23 protein-coding genes and 1 pseudogene are annotated in these 20892 nt (G+C 71.0%); 14 read left to right on the forward strand and 10 right to left on the reverse strand.

All coding sequences use genetic code 11. The features are described from left to right. Positions 1–67: 67 nt before the first annotated feature. The 4 genes from QFZ75_RS14905 to QFZ75_RS14920 form a co-directional block, all read right to left on the reverse strand. Entirely contained in the window at positions 68–718 is a 651-nt protein-coding gene (locus tag QFZ75_RS14905; RefSeq protein ID WP_307537244.1) for a hypothetical protein, read from the reverse strand. A 119-nt stretch (positions 719–837) separates the two neighbouring features. Beyond that, positions 838–1353, reverse strand: a complete 516-nt coding sequence (locus QFZ75_RS14910; protein WP_307544484.1) for a hypothetical protein — start codon at positions 1351–1353, stop codon at positions 838–840. A 91-nt stretch (positions 1354–1444) separates the two neighbouring features. Beyond that, complete coding sequence (locus tag QFZ75_RS14915) at positions 1445–2122, reverse strand: DUF4328 domain-containing protein (protein ID WP_307537245.1); 678 nt, start codon at positions 2120–2122, stop codon at positions 1445–1447. A 406-nt stretch (positions 2123–2528) separates the two neighbouring features. Then, the gene (locus QFZ75_RS14920; RefSeq protein WP_307537247.1) at positions 2529–4166 is read right to left on the reverse strand and encodes a glycoside hydrolase family 20 protein; all 1638 of its coding nucleotides are present in this window, start codon (positions 4164–4166) and stop codon (positions 2529–2531) included. Positions 4167–4331: 165 nt separating this feature from the next. Between QFZ75_RS14920 and QFZ75_RS14925 the strand changes: the two genes are divergently transcribed. From QFZ75_RS14925 to QFZ75_RS14945, 5 genes are all read left to right on the forward strand, one after another. Next, entirely contained in the window at positions 4332–4970 is a 639-nt protein-coding gene (locus QFZ75_RS14925) for a 2-oxo-4-hydroxy-4-carboxy-5-ureidoimidazoline decarboxylase (RefSeq protein WP_307537249.1), read from the forward strand. A 235-nt stretch (positions 4971–5205) separates the two neighbouring features. Continuing rightward, complete coding sequence (gene sdhC, locus QFZ75_RS14930; RefSeq protein WP_307537251.1) at positions 5206–5586, forward strand: succinate dehydrogenase, cytochrome b556 subunit; 381 nt, start codon at positions 5206–5208, stop codon at positions 5584–5586. 5 nt (positions 5587–5591) lie between these two features. Continuing rightward, positions 5592–6074 (forward strand): succinate dehydrogenase hydrophobic membrane anchor subunit, encoded by a 483-nt coding sequence (locus QFZ75_RS14935; protein WP_307537252.1) that lies wholly within the window; start codon positions 5592–5594, stop codon positions 6072–6074. 19 nt (positions 6075–6093) lie between these two features. Next, complete coding sequence (gene sdhA / locus QFZ75_RS14940; RefSeq protein WP_307537255.1) at positions 6094–7848, forward strand: succinate dehydrogenase flavoprotein subunit; 1755 nt, start codon at positions 6094–6096, stop codon at positions 7846–7848. Then, positions 7848–8627, forward strand: a complete 780-nt coding sequence (locus tag QFZ75_RS14945) for a succinate dehydrogenase iron-sulfur subunit (RefSeq protein WP_307537257.1) — start codon at positions 7848–7850, stop codon at positions 8625–8627. Before sdhA ends, QFZ75_RS14945 begins: the two co-directional genes overlap by 1 nt. A 70-nt stretch (positions 8628–8697) precedes the next feature. Here the strand turns inward: QFZ75_RS14945 and QFZ75_RS14950 are convergent, their stop codons facing one another. From QFZ75_RS14950 to QFZ75_RS14960, 3 genes are all read right to left on the reverse strand, one after another. Next, a complete protein-coding gene (locus tag QFZ75_RS14950; protein ID WP_307537259.1) occupies positions 8698–8961 on the reverse strand; it encodes a TM2 domain-containing protein in 264 nt (87 codons plus the stop codon). A gap of 212 nt (positions 8962–9173) precedes the next feature. Next, positions 9174–9593 (reverse strand): DUF2752 domain-containing protein, encoded by a 420-nt coding sequence (locus tag QFZ75_RS14955; RefSeq protein ID WP_307537260.1) that lies wholly within the window; start codon positions 9591–9593, stop codon positions 9174–9176. Further along, positions 9586–10167, reverse strand: coding sequence for a TM2 domain-containing protein (locus tag QFZ75_RS14960; RefSeq protein ID WP_307537262.1), 582 nt, complete (start codon positions 10165–10167; stop codon positions 9586–9588). Before QFZ75_RS14960 ends, QFZ75_RS14955 begins: the two co-directional genes overlap by 8 nt. 249 nt (positions 10168–10416) lie before the next feature. On the opposite strand from QFZ75_RS14960, the gene QFZ75_RS14965 reads away from it, so the two are divergent. Next, positions 10417–11208: a hypothetical protein gene (locus QFZ75_RS14965; protein WP_307537264.1), complete on the forward strand. Its 792-nt coding sequence runs from the start codon at positions 10417–10419 to the stop codon at positions 11206–11208. Positions 11209–11230: 22 nt separating this feature from the next. Here the strand turns inward: QFZ75_RS14965 and QFZ75_RS14970 are convergent, their stop codons facing one another. Continuing rightward, positions 11231–11692, reverse strand: a complete 462-nt coding sequence (locus QFZ75_RS14970) for an ATP-binding protein (RefSeq protein WP_307537265.1) — start codon at positions 11690–11692, stop codon at positions 11231–11233. A 189-nt stretch (positions 11693–11881) separates the two neighbouring features. Between QFZ75_RS14970 and QFZ75_RS14975 the strand changes: the two genes are divergently transcribed. Continuing rightward, on the forward strand, positions 11882–12733 hold the full coding sequence (locus QFZ75_RS14975; protein ID WP_307544486.1) for a helix-turn-helix transcriptional regulator: 852 nt from the start codon (positions 11882–11884) through the stop codon (positions 12731–12733). Beyond that, positions 12726–12950: a DUF397 domain-containing protein gene (locus tag QFZ75_RS14980; RefSeq protein ID WP_307537266.1), complete on the forward strand. Its 225-nt coding sequence runs from the start codon at positions 12726–12728 to the stop codon at positions 12948–12950. Before QFZ75_RS14975 ends, QFZ75_RS14980 begins: the two co-directional genes overlap by 8 nt. A 65-nt stretch (positions 12951–13015) precedes the next feature. Here the strand turns inward: QFZ75_RS14980 and QFZ75_RS14985 are convergent. Beyond that, positions 13016–13621 (reverse strand): annotated as a pseudogene (locus QFZ75_RS14985) (Uma2 family endonuclease); the annotation flags it as partial. A gap of 171 nt (positions 13622–13792) precedes the next feature. Between QFZ75_RS14985 and QFZ75_RS14990 the strand changes: the two are divergent. From QFZ75_RS14990 to QFZ75_RS15005, 4 genes are all read left to right on the forward strand, one after another. Continuing rightward, positions 13793–14203, forward strand: a complete 411-nt coding sequence (locus tag QFZ75_RS14990; protein WP_307537268.1) for a VOC family protein — start codon at positions 13793–13795, stop codon at positions 14201–14203. A gap of 117 nt (positions 14204–14320) precedes the next feature. Further along, the gene (locus QFZ75_RS14995; protein ID WP_307537270.1) at positions 14321–14728 is read left to right on the forward strand and encodes a hypothetical protein; all 408 of its coding nucleotides are present in this window, start codon (positions 14321–14323) and stop codon (positions 14726–14728) included. Beyond that, entirely contained in the window at positions 14725–15246 is a 522-nt protein-coding gene (locus QFZ75_RS15000; RefSeq protein ID WP_307537272.1) for a thiol-disulfide oxidoreductase DCC family protein, read from the forward strand. The genes QFZ75_RS14995 and QFZ75_RS15000 overlap by 4 nt, the downstream gene beginning before the upstream one ends. Positions 15247–15340: 94 nt before the next feature. Then, positions 15341–16093: a TetR/AcrR family transcriptional regulator gene (locus tag QFZ75_RS15005; RefSeq protein ID WP_307544489.1), complete on the forward strand. Its 753-nt coding sequence runs from the start codon at positions 15341–15343 to the stop codon at positions 16091–16093. 23 nt (positions 16094–16116) lie between these two features. Here QFZ75_RS15005 and QFZ75_RS15010 read toward each other — a convergent pair whose 3' ends face one another. Next, positions 16117–18534, reverse strand: a complete 2418-nt coding sequence (locus QFZ75_RS15010) for an MMPL family transporter (RefSeq protein WP_307544492.1) — start codon at positions 18532–18534, stop codon at positions 16117–16119. A 179-nt stretch (positions 18535–18713) separates the two neighbouring features. Here QFZ75_RS15010 and QFZ75_RS15015 point away from each other — a divergent pair, with 179 nt between their 5' ends. Both QFZ75_RS15015 and QFZ75_RS15020 read left to right on the forward strand, forming a co-directional pair. After that, the gene (locus tag QFZ75_RS15015; RefSeq protein WP_307537274.1) at positions 18714–19403 is read left to right on the forward strand and encodes a response regulator transcription factor; all 690 of its coding nucleotides are present in this window, start codon (positions 18714–18716) and stop codon (positions 19401–19403) included. Next, positions 19400–20851, forward strand: coding sequence for a HAMP domain-containing sensor histidine kinase (locus tag QFZ75_RS15020; protein WP_307537276.1), 1452 nt, complete (start codon positions 19400–19402; stop codon positions 20849–20851). Before QFZ75_RS15015 ends, QFZ75_RS15020 begins: the two co-directional genes overlap by 4 nt. Positions 20852–20892 lie beyond the last annotated feature (41 nt).

Genomic DNA, 20892 nt, shown 5'->3' on the forward strand with positions numbered 1-20892 from the left:
AGGCCGGGCCCTGTTCCGTACGGGGCCCGGCCTTCCGTGTATGTGTGTGTAGGGGGGTGCCGGGTGTTCAGACGCGTCCGCGGGCCCGCCGGGACACCACGGCGCGCAGCACGCGCCGGCCCTCGGTGGTGAGCTCGCGCGCCTGGCGCAGGCCGGCCGGGCCGTGGGCCGACACCACTTCGAGGACGCCGATCTGGCGCCGCAGTTCGGCCGCGACGAGCGGCGACATGTCCCGCGCACGGTCCTCGCGCCAGGCGGTCACCGAGGGCACCGCGCCGGGTCCGGCACCGGGCGCGGCACCCGGGGTGGCACCGGCCGAGCCGTCGAGGAGCCGGTGGATCCGCAGTGCGCCGACCGAGCAGGCGTCGGACCACGCGCGCAGACCGCCGCCGGTCCGCTCGACGGGGGCGGCGCCGAGCATGCGGTGCGCCAGGGCGACGGCCTCCCCCTCGGCCGACCCGTCGCCCCCGGCGGACGCGTCGCCCTCGGCCACCCCGGAGACGTACAGCTTGGCGCGCACCTGCTCGACTCCCTCGCCCCAGTCCCGGTCGCCCTCCCCCGGCTCGGACCCGAACTCGGCCCCGGCGAGGCTCGCCCACAGGGGGCGCAGGATCTCGTCGTCGCCGCCCAACAAGGGCACGCACCTGTCCAGGCATGCCAGACCGCCGGCCGCGAGACCCAGCTCGTCGGCCTGGCCGATCAGTTCCACCAGGCTCATCACGCCTCCCTCGGTGGGGCCGCCGCTGGTCGCGGAGCCCGCACTTCCCCTTACTGCGTGCACCGTGGCCGATCCGTCACTGCGATGTGGCCGGTTCGGCACGGCGAGGTGGCCGAAATCTACAGGGGGACGACCCCCAGCCGGTCCAGGAACCGGAAGAAAAGCATCTCGGCCGAGGGCTCCGCGTCCGAGGTGAACACGTCGAGGAGACGTTCCTCCGACGCGGACCGGCCCGACTCGGCGGCCCAGGCGAGGGCGCGGGCGACGGCGTCCCGCGGTTCCAGGAAGAAGTCGTCGACGGCCAGCCCGTCCTCGTTGCCGCCCAGGTAGCCGGCCATCGCGTCGCGGGCCAGACAGGCCGTCCAGGCGCCGCTGCCGGGCGCGGCCGCCTCGACGACCACGCAGTCGCTGTCCATGACGTACCCGAAGAGCGCGGGCGCGCCCGTCTCCTCGGCCAGGTCGTTCATGTTCCCCACGTCACCGGCGGCGCCCCCGGGGGCGTTCGGGTACTCCCACACCTGCCAGCCGTCGCCCGCCGTCTCGTGCAGGGTCAGGTCCGACGCGCCCGCCAGCGCGCCGAGTTCGGCGAGCGGCCGCTCGCTCCTGCCCACGACGAAATATCCCCAGTAGCCCATGCCGCTCCCCCCGCCGTACCGTCCTCCGGCCAGCGCCGAATACACCACATACGCACGGTAGTTCGCCACCGGAACACGCAACCCGCCCCCCTTACACGGCTGGGACAGGGGGGCCGCCGCGGGCCTTCCGGTCCTGCATGCGGGTGAGGCGCAGGACCACGAGGACGGCGAGGACACCGGCGGCCAGGTGGGTCACGTCCGCGAACATCACCTGGCCGACGGCGTCCCGGATCTCCTCGGGTGTCCCGGCCCGGCGATAGGAGGTGGAGCCCAACCGGTCGGCGATCAGCGCGATGATCCAGAGCGTCCACCAGGAGTTGACCAGACCGTGCGGCACCCGCCCCGCCGGGCTGCTGGCGGTCCAGACGTCCTCCATGATCCGGCGTGGGAACCACAGGTTGACGATCGGCACGAACCAGCCCCAGCAGGTCCAGCCGCGCTTCATCCGGTGCCCGAACGGGTCGAACACCTCGGCGTTGACCCGGGCCCGCTGGAACCAGACCAGGAAGAGGACGGCGGCCACGACGACCGCGATCGTCTGTACGACCCCGGCCACGCCGTAGAGCACGTCCGCACGGTCGATGTCCGCCTCGGGTACCGCGCCGAACCCGTCGCCCGCCAGTCGGTCCGCGACGTCGTACGTCAGGAAGTCGGACCAGAGCGCGAAGAGGTCGGTGGCGACGGCCGCCCCGATCGCCACGGCGGCCGCCTTCCCGGGCCCGACGGGCGAACGCAGCCAGGCGAGCCCGTGCGGCAGGTGCGCCGGCACACCGCCGTACGCTCCCGGCGTCTGTGTCTGTGTCTGTGTCTGTGCCGGCGCCGGACCGAACGCGGCCGCGGCGGTGAGGGGCGGGGCCGTGGGCAGCGGACCCGGCCCGCCCGCGGGCCCCGGCGGACCGGCCGGCCGGTCCGGCGGGGTCGTGGCGCCGGCGCAGTTCGGGCAGAGCGTGCCGCCCGGTGTCGCGGTGGGCTGACGGCAGTGGGCGCAGAGCATGGGTGAGCGGTCCCCCGGGGTGCGTGACGAGGCGCACCGAAGGCGCGCGGACAGAGGCCGGGCGTGCCCTCTCCCCAGAGACCTCGCGCGGCTTCCGGAACATACGGTTCGGGCGCCCCGCCCGTCCACTCGAAATCGCCCGCCCGTACGAGCCGACCGCCCCGCAGCCGGCCGGCGGCCCTCAGCCCAGCTTCCCCGCCAGCCCCTTGAAGTCCGTCCACGACGAGGACGGCTTGCGCGGGTCCCACAGCTTCTGCGTCAGCGCGCGCAGCGGCATCCGGATGCCCTCCGCCACCTGGGCCTGGGTCTGGGAGCCCGAGAGGTCGCACCAGACGGCGAAGGACGCGCCGAGGATCTGGTCGTCGTACTCCCGGGACACCGGGGCCGTGCCGCGCACGACGAGGGGCGTCCACTGCTCGTAGATGCGCTGCCCGGTCGGGTAGACGAAGGTGTTGGGCTGCCCGAGGACGTAGTAGAGGTACTCGTCGTTGTAGTTGAGCAGGTCGCGCCCGGACCGCAGGTACTCGGCCGGCTGCCGCGCGCCGATCTCCTTGCCGGTCCAGTACGCGACCTGGAGGTCCTCGTCGGCCTGGACGGTGCCCCCGGCGAAGATCCCGTCGTTCCAGGCGCGCAGGGTCCGGTCGTGCCCGCGCATCGTGTCCGCCCGGTCGTTGAGCCACCCGGTCGCCAGGTCGGCGATCCCGGCCCCGGATCCGTACGCCTTCGTCGCCGCGGCGGCCAGCTGCGGATAGGAGGCCTCCGGGTCCGCCACCGTCAGCGCCTGGTACTCGTCGGCGCCCAGGTGCCAGTACCGGCCGGGGAAGAGGCCGGCGTACTCCTCCAGCAGTTCGTCCACGATCTTCGCGGCGGCGGGCTTCGAGATGTCCAGCGCGCCCCGCGTGGCGGCCCCCCGGGTGTTGCGCAGCTGGAGGTCCGGGTGCGCGGCGATCACGGCGCCGAGGTGGCCCGGCGAGTCGATCTCGGGCACGACGGTGATGTGGCGGCTCGCGGCGAGCGCGAGGATGCGCCGCACCTGCGCCTTCGTGAGGTGCTCCTGCGAGACGACCTCGGGGTGCGAGTCGGAGGCGATCCGGAACCCCTGGTCGTCGGAGAAGTGCAGCCCGAGCTGGTTGTACTTCAGGTCGCCCAGCTCACGGATCCGGTCCTCGATCCACCCGGCGGTGAAGTGCTTGCGCGCGATGTCCAGCATCAGCCCGCGCTGCGGCTTCGCCGGCGAGTCCCGTACGACCCCCTCGGGCGCCGTGGCGTTCCCGTGGACCTCCTGCTTGAGCGTGCGCGTGCCGTAGAAGACACCCGCCTCCCGCGCGCCGCTGATCCGCACCCGCCCGTCCCCGACGGTCAGCGTGTACGACTCGGCGTTCGCGTCCTCGTCCGTCAGGCTCAGCCCGACGTCCCCGGCGCGCGGCTCCCCGTCGCCCGCGTAGGACAGTCCCAGCTCCTTCGCCAGGAGCCGCCCCTCGTCCGCGAGCTCCTTGTCGCCCACGACCACGCGCCCGCCCTTCGCGGGCCGCCAGCCCGGTCCGCGGGCGGGGGTGTGCTCGCGCACGGCCGGGATCGTGCGGGGAGCCCGCGACATCGGATACGTACGATCGGGTGACGGTGACGGGCTCGGGGAGGACTCGGGGGCCAGGGCGTCCCCCCGGCCGGAGGACCGCCCGCCCGCGGGCGCACCCGGGTCGCCGCCCGGCCAGAGTCCGACGGTCAGCGCGGTGCCCGCCGCGACCGCCGCGACCGCCGCGCCGACCAGCAGGGGCTTCCTGCGGGACTTCGCCGGTGCCTTGCGCCTACGCCCGTTCACCACAGTGGGCCCACCCTTCCGGTTCCTTCCCCGTACGCTGTACTTCCGCTGTGAAACCTAAGCCCCGTCACCCGGTGCCGCCGTCCACCTTCCGTACCCAAACTCTCCCTTACGGGTGAAGTTCGGGCATCCTTCGGACGGCTTCCGTCAAGCCTCGATAGCGTGATGACACATCTCTCACCCGATCCCCTGCCGAACCATGCGTGGCGCCCGTCCGGGCGCCACCGGACCGCCGAGGAACCCACGCTGCCCGCGCACCGCCCCTCCCGCCTCCCCGGTCAGGCCTCCGGTACACCGGAGCAGTCCGAACCACCGGTTCCCGCCGGGCTGAGGCGGTTCAACGCGCTGCCCGCCGACGAGGCCGGGCGCGCCCTGCTCGCGTGCTGCGGCAGCCACCGCTGGGCCCGCCTGGTCGCCGCGCACCGGCCCTACCCCGATCTGGACTCGCTGCTGGCCGCGGCCGACGAGGCGGCGTACGACCTGACTCCGGGGGACGTCGCCGAGGCCCTGGCCTGCGAATCCCTCACCCTCCTCCCGGACGGCGCGTACTCCGCCGCCCACATGGCCCTGAGCGCCGCCCACGCGGCGTACGAGAGCCGCTTCGGCCACGTCTTCGTGATCTGCCTGGACGACACGTCCCCGGAGGACTCCCCCGACCTGGTCCTGACCGCCATCAGCTCCCGCCTGACGAACGACCCGGACGAGGAACGGACCCACACGGCGGAAGAACTCCGCCGCCTGGTCAGGGGCCGCCTGGCCAGATCGCTCGGCACCACGGGCAACGGCGCGGTCCCGTGCCTCTAGGGGCGCCTCCCAGGGGTGCGGGGAACCGGGCGACCGGCCTCGCCTCCCCGACGGCCCGCCCGTAATAGCCCGTACGGACCTGTTTGGCTGCCAGTTCGATCACATCGGTAGGCCCGCCGTAAACGTTCCGACAACACGTCGCTACGATGGCCAGGGCCGGTGGACCGTACCCGGCCGGGCCCGACCGACACAGAAGCCGGCGCGGCCCCAATCCCCGCTTTCGGAGGGTTCTTCCGTGCCGGCTGGAACGCTGTACCGCGGCCGGGAAGGTATGTGGTCCTGGGTGGCTCATCGAGTCACCGGCGTCCTCATCTTCTTCTTCCTGTTCGTACACGTGCTGGACACCGCTCTCGTCCGTGTCTCTCCCGAGGACTACGACAAGGTCGTGGCCACCTACAAGACGCCGGTCGTCGCGCTGCTGGAGTACGGCCTCGTCGCCGCCATCCTCTTCCACGCGCTCAACGGCCTGCGTGTGATCGCCGTCGACTTCTGGTCGAAGGGCCCGCGCTACCAGAAGCAGATGCTCTGGACCGTCGTCGGCGTCTGGGTCGTGCTGATGATCGGCGCCCTGTACCCCGTACTCGGCCACGCCGCTCGTGAAGTCTTCGGGAGCTGACACACATGTCCACCACCGAGAAGACCGCATCCGGCATCGGCCCCGTGGAGGGCGCGTCCCTCTACGACGCCGACAACCCGGCCCCCCTGATCGAGCCCCCGCGCAAGCGGACCAGGAAGACGCCGAAGTCCTCCCGGGGCAACTTCGAGATGCAGGCCTGGCTCTTCATGCGCCTGTCCGGCATCGTCCTCGTCGTCCTGGTCATCGGCCACCTGCTCATCCAGCTCGTCCTCGACGGCGGCGTCTCCAAGATCGGCTTCGCCTTCGTGGCGGGCCGCTGGGCGTCCCCGTTCTGGCAGGTCTGGGACCTGCTGATGCTGTGGCTCGCGATGCTGCACGGCGCCAACGGTCTGCGCACGGTCATCAACGACTACGCGGAGCGTGCGAACACCCGGCTGTGGCTCAAGGGCCTGCTCTACACCGCCACGGTGTTCACCATCCTGCTGGGCACGCTGGTGATCTTCACCTTCGACCCGAACATCCGCTAGGCACGGGGCTGCGAGAATCATGAAGATCCACAAGTACGACACCGTCATCGTCGGCGCCGGCGGCGCCGGCATGCGCGCCGCCATCGAGTCGACGAAGCGCAGCCGCACCGCCGTGCTGACGAAGCTCTACCCCACCCGCTCCCACACGGGCGCCGCGCAGGGCGGCATGGCCGCCGCGCTCGCCAACGTGGAGGAGGACAACTGGGAGTGGCACACCTTCGACACGGTCAAGGGCGGTGACTACCTGGTCGACCAGGACGCCGCCGAGATCCTGGCGAAGGAGGCCATCGACGCGGTCCTCGACCTGGAGAAGATGGGCCTGCCGTTCAACCGGACCCCGGACGGCACCATCGACCAGCGCCGCTTCGGCGGGCACTCCCGCAACCACGGCGAGGCCCCGGTCCGCCGGTCCTGCTACGCCGCGGACCGCACCGGCCACATGATCCTCCAGACGCTCTACCAGAACTGCGTCAAGGAGGGCGTGGAGTTCTTCAACGAGTTCTACGTCCTCGACCAGCTGCTCGTGGAGGTCGACGGCGTCAAGCGGTCGGCCGGCGTCGTCGCCTACGAACTGGCGACCGGTGAGATCCACGTCTTCCAGGCGAAGGCCGTGATCTACGCGTCCGGCGGCACCGGCAAGTTCTTCAAGGTGACGTCGAACGCGCACACGCTGACCGGTGACGGCCAGGCCGCGGTCTACCGCCGGGGCCTGCCGCTGGAGGACATGGAGTTCTTCCAGTTCCATCCGACCGGCATCTGGCGCATGGGCATCCTGCTGACGGAGGGCGCCCGCGGTGAGGGCGGCATCCTGCGCAACAAGGACGGCGAGCGCTTCATGGAGAAGTACGCGCCGGTCATGAAGGACCTCGCGTCCCGTGACGTCGTCTCGCGCTCCATCTACACGGAGATCCGTGAAGGCCGCGGCTGCGGTCCCGAGGGCGACCACGTCTACCTCGACCTCACGCACCTGCCGCCGGAGCAGCTCGACGCGAAGCTCCCGGACATCACCGAGTTCGCGCGCACGTACCTCGGTATCGAGCCGTACACGGACCCGATCCCGATCCAGCCCACCGCGCACTACGCCATGGGCGGCATCCCGACGAACGTCCAGGGCGAGGTGCTGAGCGACAACACCAGCGTCGTGCCGGGCCTGTACGCGGCCGGCGAGGTCGCGTGCGTCTCCGTCCACGGGGCGAACCGGCTGGGCACGAACTCGCTGCTCGACATCAACGTCTTCGGGAAGCGCGCGGGCATCGCGGCGGCGGAGTACTCCGCCACGGTCGACCACATCGAGCTGCCCGAGGACCCGGCCTCGCTGGTCGTCGGGCAGATCGAGCGGCTGCGGGCGTCCACGGGCAGCGAGCGCGTGGCGGACATCCGCCGCGAGCTGCAGGAGTGCATGGACGCCAACGTCATGGTGTTCCGCACCGAGCAGACGATCAAGACGGCTGTCGAGAAGATCGGCGAGCTGCGCGAGCGCTACCTGAACGTGTCCGTCCAGGACAAGGGCAAGCGGTTCAACACCGACCTCCTGGAGGCCGTCGAGCTGGGCAACCTGCTCGACCTGGCCGAGGTGATGGCCGTCTCCGCGCTCGCCCGCAAGGAGTCGCGCGGCGGTCACTACCGCGAGGACTACCCCAACCGCGACGACGTGAACTTCATGCGCCACACGATGGCGTACCGCGAGGTCGGCGACGACGGCACCGAGTCCATCCGTCTCGACTACAAGCCGGTCGTCCAGACCCGCTACCAGCCGATGGAGCGTAAGTACTGATGGCAACCCCGACCCTGGACAAGGCGGACGAGGCCGGCACGCCCGAGCCCGGCTTCGCCGACTCCCCGTACATCACGGCCACCTTCCGCATCCGCCGCTTCAACCCGGAGGTCTCGGGCGAAGCGGTGTGGGAGGACTTCCAGCTGGAGATCGATCCCAAGGAGCGTGTCCTCGACGCGCTGCACAAGATCAAGTGGGACCTGGACGGCACCCTGACGTTCCGGCGGTCCTGCGCGCACGGCATCTGCGGCTCGGACGCCATGCGGATCAACGGCAAGAACCGGCTGGCCTGCAAGACGCTGATCAAGGACATCAACCCGGCCAAGCCCATCACGGTCGAGCCCATCAAGGGCCTCACCGTGCTGAAGGACCTGGTCGTGGACATGGAGCCGTTCTTCCAGGCGTACCGCGACGTGATGCCGTTCCTCATCACGAAGGAGACGAACGAGCCGACGCGCGAGCGTCTGCAGACGGCGGAGGACCGGGAGCGCTTCGACGACACGACGAAGTGCATCCTCTGCGCCGCCTGCACGTCCTCCTGCCCGGTGTTCTGGAACGACGGCCAGTACTTCGGCCCGGCGGCCATCGTGAACGCCCACCGCTTCATCTTCGACTCGCGTGACGACGCCGGGGAGCAGCGGCTGGAGATCCTCAACGACAAGGACGGCGTGTGGCGTTGCCGCACGACGTTCAACTGCACGGACGCCTGCCCGCGCGGTATCGAGGTCACGAAGGCGATCCAGGAGGTCAAGCGGGCGCTGATCACGCGCCGCTTCTGAAGTTCCCGGCGTGACGTGCGAGGGCCCCGCTCCGGTCGGAGCGGGGCCCTCGCACGTCACGCGGCAGATGTCAGCCGCGCAGCACACGGCCCTGCTTGTCGGTGCGGTCGTTGCTGGTGAGGAACAGGATGCCGTCGACGAGCGCCCAGATGCCCAGACCACCGCAGGTCAGGAGCTGCGCGACACCCACGCCGACGGAGCCGACGTAGAAGCGGCCGATGCCGAGCGAGCCGAGGAAGATCTGCAGGATGCCCGCGACGATCTTCGACTTGTCGGAGTAGGGGCGGCCCTGCGGGTCGACACCGTACGGGGTGGCGGGAGTGGGGACGGTCATGAGACGTGCTCCTGGTTGCTGAATGAGACCGGAGCGGACCGCCCCGGAGAGACTCCAGGAGGAACCCGTGCAGCGGCCTGCCACGGATCACGTCATCACGTGACCGCGCGCACGCCGTCCCCCCTGTGCCGTGTGAGCGTACGGAGCGGCGTGGGGGTATGGGGAGGGTAAACCTTTTATCGTTCCCATCCCGTGATCAAGTATGCCGGAAGTCAGCCCCTGATATTGCGGACCACGGTCCACACGACCGCCAGCCCCAGCACCAACACCTGGGCACGCGGGCTGAGTTCGGGACGCCAGTGGCGTCCGCGCAGGCCCTCCACCATCCAGCGCGCGAGCAGCGCGAGGGCGAACGGCGCGACGAGCAGCAGCGCCCGGTTGTCGAGCCAGGCGGCGGAGAACCTGCCGTGCATCAGGTCGTACGTCATGCGGGTGCCGCCGCAGGCCGGGCAGAGCAGACCGGTGAGGAAGCGGAACGGGCATGCGGGCAGGAGGTGTCCGGATTCGTGCGGGTCGGTGCGGTAGAGGTACGCCGCGCCGACGCTCCCGGCGACGAGCACCGCGAGGGGTGCCGCCGCCGGGTGCCGCAACGCGTTCCTGCGCACCGCACCCGCGGGGCCCGGCTCAGCCACGCAGGGGCCTGCCCTGGGCGTCCGTGGCGTTGTGGCCGGTCAGCAGCATGATCCCGTCGATCAGTGCCCAGATCCCCAGCCCGCCGCAGGTGAAGAGCTGCGCGAGCCCGATCCCGACACTGCCGATGTAGAACCGCCCGACGCCGAGGCCGCCCAGCACGAGCTGCAGCACACCCGCGATGATCTTCGACTTGTCCGAGTACGGGCGCCCGTAAGGGTCGTAGCCGTACGGGGCGTTGGGGTCGCCGGTGTAGGCACCGGGCGGGAACGCGCCGGGCGGCGGGTAGCCCCCGGCCCCGGGCGGAGGGTACCCGCCGGGCGGCGGATAACCACCGGGCTGCTGGTACCCGCCCTGCGGATACCCGTACGGCTGCCCCGGTCCCTGCCCCGGCTGCGGACCGGAACCGGGCTGACCGGTCGCGTACGGGTTCGCGTCACTGGGCGCAGTGCCCCCGGGCGGAGTGGCGCCGGGGCTCGGATAGCCGTAACCGGGCGGCGTGGCCCCGGAGTTCGGATAGCCGTAACCGGGCGGCTGGTTCGGGGGCTGCGGCGGCTGCGACGGTTGCTCGCTCACGGTGACTGCTCCTGGGGAGGGGAAGGCGAACGGATAGAAATCAAGTCAGGTCATCTTGCAGCAGAAACCCCATGACAGAGAAGCCGGTCCGGCCGGGCGGACAAGCGCGTCTCCTGCGGCCCGTTGCCCGGACGGAGCAAGAACGGGCGACCTCCGCTGCCGGTTGATCTCCTTGTCCGTTCCGTCGCGCCCGGATGGACTGGTGCCCTTCGGATTCGCGGGGCGAACGGCGAGGGAGAAGGACAAGCGATGTCCACGACGAGAGGCGGCACCGCACGAAGGACGGACAGACCCTCGTCGCCCCTGCCGGGGACCGCGCGCGGCCGGCCGGCGGGTGCCGCGCTGATCATCCTGTCCCTGGCCGCCGCCCTGGCCTGCTCCTTCGTTTTCGCCGTCTGGTTGCCCGAGGACCGCGCCCTGTACCGGGAGTACCAGGGGGCCGGGGCCTGCCCCGTCCGTGCGGTGCCACCGAGGTCGCAGGACTGCCTGCGGCAGATCGCGTTCACCGTGAAGAGCACCCGAAGCACTCCCAAGAGGATGCGGGCGACCCTGACCGGCCCGGAGCCCTTCCCCACCGTGGTCGTGCCGTTCGGCGACTCGGGTCCCGTGCTGAGCGGGCTTCAGCGGGAAGACCGGGTCACCGGTACCGTCTGGCGCGGTGCCGTCGTGGTGGTCGCCGCGGGGAACGCTCGGCAGAGCTCCTCCGACGCGCCTCGCGACGAGCCCCAGATGCCGGCCGCCATCGGCACGTTCGCGGGGCTGCTGGCGGCGCTGGCGCTGGTGTTCGGCGCGGTGCGCCTGGTCAGGCCGCGCGACCCCGGCCTCTTCACCTGGCGCCCGTACGGCAAGTTGCTGCTCATCGTCACAGGGGTCGCCTGTGTCGCCGTGGGGCTGGCCACCGTATGGACGGGCCTGCCGTGGCTGCTCGTGCCCACGGCCTGCGGGGCGGTCGTAGGAGGTACGGCATGGTTCCTCCACCGCGACCTGAGACCGGGTCGGACACGGTACCGGGAACAGACCCCGCCGACGGAACGGACGTGACACCCCGCCCTGCGGCCGGGGGCTATGCGCCCGGGGTACGCCACTCCGCCCAGACCTCCTTGCCGCCGCCGTTGCGACGGCCGTTGACCAGGAGGTAGTGCCCCCAGTCGTCGGCGCAGGCCCGCGCCAGCATGAGCCCGCGCCCGCTCTCGGCGTCGGGTTCCGGCGCAGCCGCGGGTCCCGGCCAGTGGGGTGGCGGATACGGACTGCTGTCCCACACGCTCAGCCGCAGCCGCCCGTCGGTCCGTACGAGTCGTACGGCGACGGAATCCCGCGTACACGCGAGGGAGTTGGTGACCAGCTCCGAGGCGACGAGCTGCGCGTTGTCGAGAACAGCGGGGTTCGCCCGGTGGCGGCTGAGCACGGCCCGCACGTGGGCCCGGACGATGCCAGGTCCGAAGGGCGAGTGGGGGATGCGGAGGGCGTACTCCCAGTCGCCGTCGAGCGGGGACTCGGAGAGGTGTTTCAGGGCGAGTTCGGTCATGACCGTAACTCCTCTGCGTGAGGAAGGGGTTGGTGGGTGAGGTCGGGTGATGCGGGTGGTGGCTCTGTCGTGGGTACGGTGCGCTTCCTGAATCCCGCAGTCACCTTGGGTGATCCATCGGATACTCAAGGTAGAGCAGATGAATACAATGCTGCTACCGAACACGGCAACTTCTTGGAGTGAATGGCGATGCCGCCAAGGGCCACAGCAACCGTCAGGCAACAGCGCCTGGGCGCCGAGCTGCGCAAACTACGCGAGCGCGCCGGTCTCAACTCCCGCGAGGCAGGACAGAAACTGGGCATCGATCCGGCCCGGATCAGCAACATCGAGTCCGGGCGGTTCGGGGTCAGCGCGGATCGTGTTCGAGCATTCGCCCACGGGTACGAATGTTCCGATGAGCCCTACATCGACGCGCTCGCGGCGATGACGGGCGGACGCTCCCGCAACTGGTGGGACGATTACCGGGATCTGCTCCCACCGGTCCTGCTGGACCTGTCGGAGATGGAGGAGCACGCCACGGCACTGCGCACGGTTCAGTTCACCCACCTGCCCGGCCTGCTCCAGACTGCGGACTACGCCCGTCTGGTCTTCCAGCAGAACGTGCCGACCCTGCCGCCCCCGATGATCGAGCACCGCCTGTCCCACCGCATCAAGCGTCAGGGGATCCTTTACGGCGACAAGCCGACGCAGTACACCGGGATCATCCACGAGGCAGCCCTGCGCATGCGGTTCGGGGGCTCGAAGGTCATGCGCGAACAGTTGGCGCACATCGTGCAGATGAGTGAGCGTGAAGACGTAACCGTTCTCGCGCTCCCCTTCTCAGCAGGCATCTTCCCGGGAGCCGGCCAGACGGTGGTCATCGCCGAAGGGCCGCACCCACAACTGGACACCGTGCAACTGGACACAGAACACGGATCCGAGTTCCTGCACGCGGACGCCCAGCTGGAGAAATACCGAACAATCATGAGCCGCATGGAGCAGCTCTCACTGGACGCCGCAAAATCCCGCGACTTCATCCACAGACTCATCGCTGATGCGTGAAAGGCCCGCCATGACCGAACTCCACTGGCAGAAATCCTCGTTCAGCAGTGAGGCCAGCAACTGCCTCGAACTCGCCACCGCCCCCGACGGAACCCTCCGCCTCCGCGAGTCCGACGACCCCGCCGCGGTCCTTACCCTGCGTACCACCGGTCTCGCGGCCCTCCTGACAGCCACACGTCACGGCATATCCGCGGCAGGCGACAAGCCGGACGCCTGAGCACGGTGGCCGCCTGGCCAGACCGCGGCCCGGTCAGCCGTGTGCCGCGCCCCCGACGCGCCCGAACGTCGGTCGACCGTCGTCAGGTCGATCTCGATGTCGAAGGGTGCCGTCACCTTGAGGCGGTCGTGGAAGATGCCGGTGAGGCCGTACGCATGCGTGGCAGGGTCCAGTTCGTAGACGTAGACGACGGGGAAGCCCTTGTCGTCGTCCTTCTCGACCCGCCAGAAGTGCGGCACCCCGGCCGCCGCGTATTTGCGGGGCTTGACCTCGCGGTCCCGTTCACGGGAGTCGGGCGAGACGACCTCGACCGCCAGGAGGACGTCCTCCGGTCGGTAGCAGGTCTGATCCGGCCCGGTCACCGCCGCCGCCACATGGACCAGGATGTCCGGCTCCGGCCGGTTTTTCACATCCAGCCTGATCGTCATCTCCCGATCGACGTCCAGGTGATCCGGCGCCTGGTCCAGGAGGGCGTTGTCCAGCAGGCGCATTGTGCGCGAGTGGAATCGAGTCCGCGGACTCATGAAGACGAGGCTCCCGTCGATCAGCTCCGTATGGGGCGGGAGGCCCGGAATCCGGTCGAGGTCGTCCGCGGTCCAGCCCTCGGGGGGCGGGATCGGCCAGCGGTACGCCGACTCGTCGTCGAGCCCGTTCTCGAATGCGGCGCTCATCGTCGCTCCCATAGGACGGAGTCTCGCCTGTGGGTTCAGCGTACCCAGGGGCAACGACGACCGGCTCAGCCGAACGAGTGACCGAGGCGGAAGCCGCCACACGGGTGACCGTCGCGCCGCCTTCCCCGCCGCTTCCCCCATCACTCCCGCCCGGGGACTTAATCTGACGACATGTCAGACGATGAGTCGTACGAACTGCTCGGCTTCGACAACGTCCTCCTGCCCGTCGGCAACCTCGACGAGGCCGTGGACTTCTACCGGCGGGCCGGATTCGTCGTCGGGTTCCGGCTCGACGAGGCCGGGATCGCCGTCCTGAAGGTCGGCAAGGAGACGCCCGGGGTGCTGCTGCGCCTGGAGGAGGAGCTCGGGCACCGGCCGCCGGCCTGGGCCACGCCCCGGGTGTGGCTCGAGGTGCGGGACGCCAGGGAGAAGGCCGACACCCTCGCGGCGGCAGGCGTCCGCCCCCTCGACGCACCCCTCTCCGTGGCCACCGGCTGGACCGTCGAGGTCGCCGACCCCTGGGGCAACGTCATCGGCTTCACGGACTACACCAAGCGGCCGGAGCTGGCCCGCACCGGCTGAGCCGCACGTCACACCCACACCCTCCGCACGCGACTTGAACGTGTTCAAAAACAGGTCTACATTCTCTCTCGACAGCGCGTTTTGAACGCGTTCAAGAAATCGGGAAAGGGTGGGGACATGGACCTCACGGTCGTCGCGTATGTCATATACCTGCTGATCAGCGTCGCGCTGACGGTCTGGGTGGCACGGACTCTCAGCCACAACGGGCGGATCTTCCTGGCCGATGTGCTGCACGGGAACGAGAAGCTCGCGGACGCCGTCAACCACCTCCTGGTGGTCGGCTTCTACCTGGTGAACCTCGGCTTCGTGGCGCTCTACCTGAACCAGGACGACGAGATCGCCGACGCCCGCGGGGTGTTCGAGGCCCTGTCGACCAAGCTCGGTGTGGTGCTGCTGGTGCTCGGCGCCATGCACCTGGGCAACGTGTACGTCCTCAACAAGATCCGGCGCCGCGGCGTCATGGACCGCGAGCAGCAGCCGCCCGTACCGCCGCAGGGCTGGGTCGCGCCGACGGCCGGAGTGTGACCGCGGTGACCACCGCCGCAGGCCCGGGCCGGGACGCCGCGCGCGTCCCGGTCCGCGGGCTCACCGTCCTGTACGACGCGCGGTGCCCGCTCTGCACCTTCCTGCGCGACTGGCTCGTACGGCAGCGCCAGTTGGTGCCCCTGGAGCTGGTGGCCGCCGGGTCGGAGGAGGCCGGGCGCCGCTTCCCCGGGCTCGACCACGCCGCCACGCTGGAGGAGATCACCGTGGTCGGTGACGCCGGCCAGGTCTACCGGGGCGGCGCCGCCTGGGTCGTCACCCTGTGGGCGCTCGCCGACCACCGCCCGACGGCCCACCGCCTCAGTACCCCGGCCGGGGCCCGCCTCGCGCGGGGCGCGGTGCTCGCCGCCGCCAAGTGGCGCGAGGGACAGCGGGCCCGCCGGGAGGGTGCCTGGGGCGGCAGTACGTACGCCGGCTCCGACGGATGGTCGTACGACCGGACCGTGGGCTGGACCTACCACCCGCCCGCCTGCGACGGCGGCACCTGTCCGCCTCGTTAGGCTCTGTCCCGTGCCAGCAGCAGCGAAAGACAGCGCCTCCGACCCGGACGGCCCCGCGACGCCCGAGGGCCCCGCAGCGTCCGAGGGCCCCGCGGTGCCCGAGGGCTCCGCACCGTCCGAGGGCTCCGGCTCCGCGCGTACGCCCGCCAAGAGCGAGCAGACCCGGGCCCTGATCCTGGAGACGGCGATGCGCCTGTTCCGGGAGCGGGGCTACGAGAAGACGACGATGCGGGCCATCGCCAAGGAGGCCGGGGTCTCCGTCGGCAACGCGTACTACTACTTCGCCGGCAAGGAGCACCTGATCCAGGGCTTCTACGACCGGGTCGCCACCGAGCACCAGGAGGCGGTCCGCGAGATCCTGGACCACGAGAAGGACCTCGAGGCGCGGATCGCCGGGATCCTGAAGGCGTGGCTGGACGTGGCGACGCCGTACCACGAGTTCGCGGTGCAGTTCTTCAAGAACGCCGCCGATCCGGACAGCCCGCTCAGCCCGTTCTCGGCGGAGTCGGAGCACGCGCGCCTGGAGGCCATCGGCGTCTGCCGCGAGGTGCTCAGCGGTTCGAAGGCGAAGATCCCGGAGGAACTGCGGGAGGTGCTGCCCGAGCTGCTGTGGCTCTCCCAGATGGGCCTGGTCCTGTACTGGATCTTCGACCGCACGGAAGGCCGCGAGCGCAGCTACCGCCTCGCCGAGCGCGGCGCCCGCCTCACCTCGCTCGGTGTCTCGCTGGCCCGCTTCCGCGTCCTGCGGCCGCTGGTCCGCGAGGTGCACGGACTGTTCACGGACTTCCTGCCGGGGATGACGAACGCACTGCCCGACCCCACCAGGAAGTCCGCGAAGCGCAAGTAGCACCTTCGCGGTGCGGCGCGCGGTCAGTTCACCGCGTCCACCTCGTCCTCCGCCAGCTCCACGTCGTACACCAGCGGTTCCGCGCCGACCAGCACGTGGCGGGCCCGGGACGGGTGCTCCTCGGCCGTCACGGCCAGCAGGTACGGGCCCGGGGACGGGACCGAGACGATGTACGAGCCGTCGGCCAGGGACGTCACCCGGTCGAGTTGGCGGCCGCCCTCGGAGAGCAGGGTCAGCGCGGCGCCCTCGACGGGCGCGCCGTCCGGGGTGCGGACGAAGCCGTGGATGACGGTGGAACCGCCGCCGTCGGCGGCCACGTCCGCGGGGGGCTCGGCAGCGGTCTCCTCGCGGGGCTCCACCGCCAGGTGCGGAAGGCGCTTCTCCAGGCCGGCGGGCAGCCACCAGTTGGAGTTGCCGAGCAGGTGCATCGCGGCCGGCACCAGTGCCGTACGCAGGATGAACGCGTCCAGCGCGACCGCCGCCGCGAGCCCGATGCCCGCCATCGCGCCCTCCATGTCACCGCTGAGCACGAACGCGGAGAACACGCAGATCATGATCAGGGCCGCGCAGTTGATGACCCGGCTGGTCTCGGCGAGGCCGACCCGCACCGCGCGCGCGTTGTCCTTGGTGTGCACCCACTCCTCGTGCATACGGCTCACCAGGAACACCTGGTAGTCCATCGAGAGTCCGAAGAGCAGCGACAGCATGATGACCGGCAGGAAGGCGGTGATGGGCCCTTCCTTGCCGACGCCGAGGAGTTCCGTGCCCCAGCCCCACTGGAAGATGGCGACGAGCACCCCGAAGGACGCGGCTGCCGCGATCAGGTTCATCAGGGCGGCCGTCAGCGGCACCACGAGCGAGCGGAAGGCCACCATCAGCAGCAGGAAGCCGAGCGAGATGATCGCCGCGACGAAGTAGGGCAGCCGGTCCCCCGTGACGGCCGCGAAGTCCTTGAAGACGGCGGTCACCCCGCCCACGTGGGCCGTCGCCCCGGACTGCGGGATCACGTCGTCGCGCAGCCGGTCGATCAGCTGGTCCGTCCGCTCGGACTGCGGTGACGTGGTGGGCACGACCTGGATGACCGTGATGCCCCGGGCGGGCGGCGCGGCGGCGACCTGGGCGACCCCGTCGGTCGAACGGATCGTCGAGACGAGCGCGTCCGCGTCGCCGCCGTCCACGACCACCTGGAGCGGGCCGTTGAAGCCGGGCCCGAAGCCCTCGGCCAGCAGGTCGTACGCCTGCCGGGTGGTCGTGGAGTCCTGGTGGTTGCCCTGGTCGGTGGCGCCGAGGCGGATCGACAGGACGGGCAGCGCGAGCACCGTCATCACGAGCAGGGCTCCGGCGGCGATGGCCCGCGGCCGCTTCTGCACGAGGACGGACCAGCGCGCGGCCGGTCCGCTCGCCTCCGCCGGCTCCGGTCCCGCGGCGGCGAGCCGGCGGCGCTGCCTGCGGCTGAGCACGCGCATGCCGAGCATTCCGAGGAGCGCGGGCAGCAGCGTGGTGGCGGCGAGCACGCTCAGCACCACCGTCAGCGAGGTCGCGACGACCACGCCGTCCAGGAAGCGCATGTTCATCACCAGCATCCCGGCGAGCGCGATGCACACGGTGCCGCCGGCGAACAGCACGGCGCGGCCCGAGGTGTTGAGGGCCGTGACGGCCGACTCCTCGGGCTTCATGCCGCGCAGGATGCCCCGGCGGTGCCGCGTCACGATGAACAGGGCGTAGTCGATGCCGACGCCCAGGCCGATCAGCGAGCCGAGCAGCGGCGCCACCTCGGGTACGTCGGTGACATGGCTGAGCAGCGCGGTCGCCATCAGGCCGGTGCCGAGCGCGGCGATCGCGACGACGAGGGGCAGCAGCATCGCGTAGAGCGAGCCGAAGGCGAGGAAGAGCACGACCGCGGCGGCCAGGATGCCGACCGTCTCGGCGATGCCGGTGGGCGGTTCCTGGGTCCGGGTGATCGCCTGACCGCCCAGTTCCACCTGGAGACCGGCGCGTTCGGCGTCCTGCGCCGTGTCGACGACGTCCTCGACGAGCGCCTTCGGCACGCCGTTGGCCTGCTCCTTGAAGGTGACCTGGGCGTACGCGATCCGCCCGTCCTCGCTGATCTGCGCGGCCCCCCGGCCGGCGTACGGGCTGCTGACCTCGCCGACGCCCTTCATGCGCCCGATCTCCTTGAGCGCGGGCTCGATCCGGGAGCGTACGGACGCGTCCCGCACCGTCCCGTCGTCGACCTTCCACACCACCGTGTCGGTGTCGCCCGACCGCTCCGGGAAGGCCTTCTCCATCAGGTCGTACGCGCGTGTGGAGTCCGTGTTCGGAAGGGAGAAGGTGTCCACGTAGTTCGTGCCGGCGGCAGAACCCGTGAAGCCCAGCCCCAGCAACGCCCCCACCCACAGGATCAGGACCACCAGCCGGTGCCGGTAGCACCACCGTGCCAATGTCGTCACGCCTCAACGCCCCTTATTCGTCCGTCAGTTGTCGATCGGTCGGTTCCCCCGGGTCCTGCGGCTCAGCATCGGGCCGGCGCGGGCCCGTGGACATGTTCCGGCCATGACTCACAAGGAACTCCAAAGGGCGGGCCGGTCCCGTTGCCGGTGCCCGCGCCGATACTGGGGGCATGACCGCTCACGAGGGGGCGACCGTGCTGGTCGTCGAGGACGAGCCGAGCATCGCGGACGTCCTGACGATCGCCCTGCGCTTCCACCGCTTCGAGGTGATGACGGCCGGCACCGTCCGCCAGGCGCTGACGCTGGCCGAGCGCACGCGCCCGGACGCGGCCCTCCTCGACGTGATGCTCCCGGACGGCGACGGCCGGGCGCTCGGCCGTGAACTGCGCGTCCGACAGCCCGATCTGGCCCTGGTGTTCCTGACCGCGCGGGACGCGCCCACGGAGGTCGTCGGCGCGCTCGCCTTCGGCGACGACTACATCACCAAGCCGTTCAACATCGACGAGGTGATCGCCCGCATCACCGCCGTCCTGCGCCGCACCCGCCCGGCCGACGTCCTGCCCGAGCGGCCGCCGCTGCGCTACGGCGACCTGGAGCTGGACGAGACGACCTACTCGGTGCACCGCGCGGGCCGTACGGTCGAGCTCACCCCCACCGAGTACGCCCTGCTGCGCTTCCTCGTGCGCAACGGCGGGCGGATCGTGTCCAAGGAGCAGCTCCTGCGGCACGTCTGGCAGTACGAGCATCCGGCGGAGTCGACCGTCGTGGAGACGTACATCAGCTATCTGCGGCGCAAGCTCGACGCCCTCGGCGCCCCGGTGATCACGACGCGGCGCGGCGTCGGATACGGACTCGCATGATCCGCCGGCTCTGGCACGGCCACAGCCACGGCGTCCACTCGCTGCGCGGCCAGCTGGCCCTGGCCAACGTGGTGCTGCTGGCGCTCGGCATCGTCATGGCGACGGCGGTGAGCCTGATGGGCATGCGGTACTACCTGCTCGACCAGATCGACTCGGAACTGTTCAGGACGCGGGACTCCTTCCAGGGGACGCAGCTGACCGCGCGGCAGATCGACTCGCTGAGCGCGCTGGCGTTCATCCGCGACGGGAAGGTGCCGGAGGCGCTCGGCCCGCCGAACGCGGACACCCTCTTCGCGGTGGTCGACGCGAAGGGCGAGCCCCTCACGTTCCGGGCCCTCGTGCCGACCCCGAACCAGCGTGCGCTCGCCGCCGCGGTGGGCGATCCGCAGGGGCTCACCGGTGACGCGGACCCGCGGGAGGTGACGGTGGACGGTTCGGCGTTCCGGGTCGTCGGTGTCTCGCTCGCCGACGGCACGGTCGTGCTGGTCGCCGGGTCGACCGACGCGCTGCACAAGGGCATGGCCAAGGCCCTCAAGCTCGACCTGTTCTTCGGGGTGCTGCTGCTGGCGCTGCTCGCCGTGCTGACGACGCTCAGTGTGAGCCGGCGGATGCGGCCGCTGGAGGACATGGTGGAGACGTCGTCGGCCATCGCGGAGGGGGACCTGGCGCGGCGGGTGCCGTCCAGCCACCATCCGACTCAGGAGGTCGAGCAGTTGCGGCTCGCCCTCAACTCGATGCTCCACCAGGTCGAGTCGGCGTACCGCACGCGGGAGCGGAGCGCGGCGCAGCTGCGGCGGTTCGTCGCGGACGCCTCGCACGAGCTGCGTACGCCGCTGTCCGCGATACGCGGCTACCTCCAGCTGTACGACAAGGGCATGCTGCGGGAGCCCGCCGAGCGCAAGCGGGCCTGGGACCGGATGACCGGGGAGGCCGACCGGATGGGGCGGCTGGTCGACGAACTGCTGACCCTGGCGCGGCTGGACCAGCGGCCCGAGCTGCGGTTCCGCAACGTCGACCTGGCCCGGCTGGTGCGGGACGCGGCCGAGGATCTGCGGGCGCAGCAGCCCGGGCGGCCGGTGACGGTCAGCGCCGAGGGGGCGCTGCTCGTACGGGCCGACGAGTCGGGGCTGCGGCAGGTGCTGGGGAATCTCGTGGCGAACGTGCGGACGCACACGCCCGCGGATGTCGCTGTCGCCCTTGGGCTGGAGCGGGTCGGCGGGGTGGTGCGGGTGTGCGTCGCGGACGAGGGGCCGGGGCTGGCGGAGGAGGACGCCGCGCGCGTCTTCGACCGGTTCTTCCGGGCGGGCGGGGGTGCGGGGAGCGGGCTGGGGATGGCGATCGTGCAGGGGGTGGCCGTGGCGCACGGGGGTGAGGTGACGGTGCGGACGGCGCCGGGGGCGGGGCTGGCGGTGACGGTCACACTGCCCTCCGGGCTGTGCGGGGGGTGAGTTCCTGGCCCCTCCCTCGGCCAGGAGGGACACGACCGGTG

Origin of the sequence: Streptomyces sp. V3I8, from assembly GCF_030817535.1 — a bacterium.
Taxonomy (GTDB): Bacteria; Actinomycetota; Actinomycetes; order Streptomycetales; family Streptomycetaceae; genus Streptomyces.

Excerpts from the sequence above, each read along its gene's own strand:
- QFZ75_RS14905 (WP_307537244.1), bottom strand. The coding sequence starts at position 718 with ATGAGCCTGGTGGAACTGATCGGCCAGGCCGACGAGCTGGGTCTCGCG.
- QFZ75_RS14910 (WP_307544484.1), bottom strand. The coding sequence starts at position 1,353 with ATGGGCTACTGGGGATATTTCGTCGTGGGCAGGAGCGAGCGGCCGCTC.
- QFZ75_RS14925 (WP_307537249.1), top strand. The coding sequence starts at position 4,332 with ATGACACATCTCTCACCCGATCCCCTGCCGAACCATGCGTGGCGCCCG.
- QFZ75_RS14935 (WP_307537252.1), top strand. The coding sequence starts at position 5,592 with ATGTCCACCACCGAGAAGACCGCATCCGGCATCGGCCCCGTGGAGGGC.
- sdhA (WP_307537255.1), top strand. The coding sequence starts at position 6,094 with ATGAAGATCCACAAGTACGACACCGTCATCGTCGGCGCCGGCGGCGCC.
- QFZ75_RS14945 (WP_307537257.1), top strand. The coding sequence starts at position 7,848 with ATGGCAACCCCGACCCTGGACAAGGCGGACGAGGCCGGCACGCCCGAG.
- QFZ75_RS14950 (WP_307537259.1), bottom strand. The coding sequence starts at position 8,961 with ATGACCGTCCCCACTCCCGCCACCCCGTACGGTGTCGACCCGCAGGGC.
- QFZ75_RS14965 (WP_307537264.1), top strand. The coding sequence starts at position 10,417 with ATGTCCACGACGAGAGGCGGCACCGCACGAAGGACGGACAGACCCTCG.
- QFZ75_RS14970 (WP_307537265.1), bottom strand. The coding sequence starts at position 11,692 with ATGACCGAACTCGCCCTGAAACACCTCTCCGAGTCCCCGCTCGACGGC.
- QFZ75_RS14975 (WP_307544486.1), top strand. The coding sequence starts at position 11,882 with ATGCCGCCAAGGGCCACAGCAACCGTCAGGCAACAGCGCCTGGGCGCC.
- QFZ75_RS14980 (WP_307537266.1), top strand. The coding sequence starts at position 12,726 with ATGCGTGAAAGGCCCGCCATGACCGAACTCCACTGGCAGAAATCCTCG.
- QFZ75_RS14990 (WP_307537268.1), top strand. The coding sequence starts at position 13,793 with ATGTCAGACGATGAGTCGTACGAACTGCTCGGCTTCGACAACGTCCTC.
- QFZ75_RS14995 (WP_307537270.1), top strand. The coding sequence starts at position 14,321 with ATGGACCTCACGGTCGTCGCGTATGTCATATACCTGCTGATCAGCGTC.
- QFZ75_RS15015 (WP_307537274.1), top strand. The coding sequence starts at position 18,714 with ATGACCGCTCACGAGGGGGCGACCGTGCTGGTCGTCGAGGACGAGCCG.
- QFZ75_RS15020 (WP_307537276.1), top strand. The coding sequence starts at position 19,400 with ATGATCCGCCGGCTCTGGCACGGCCACAGCCACGGCGTCCACTCGCTG.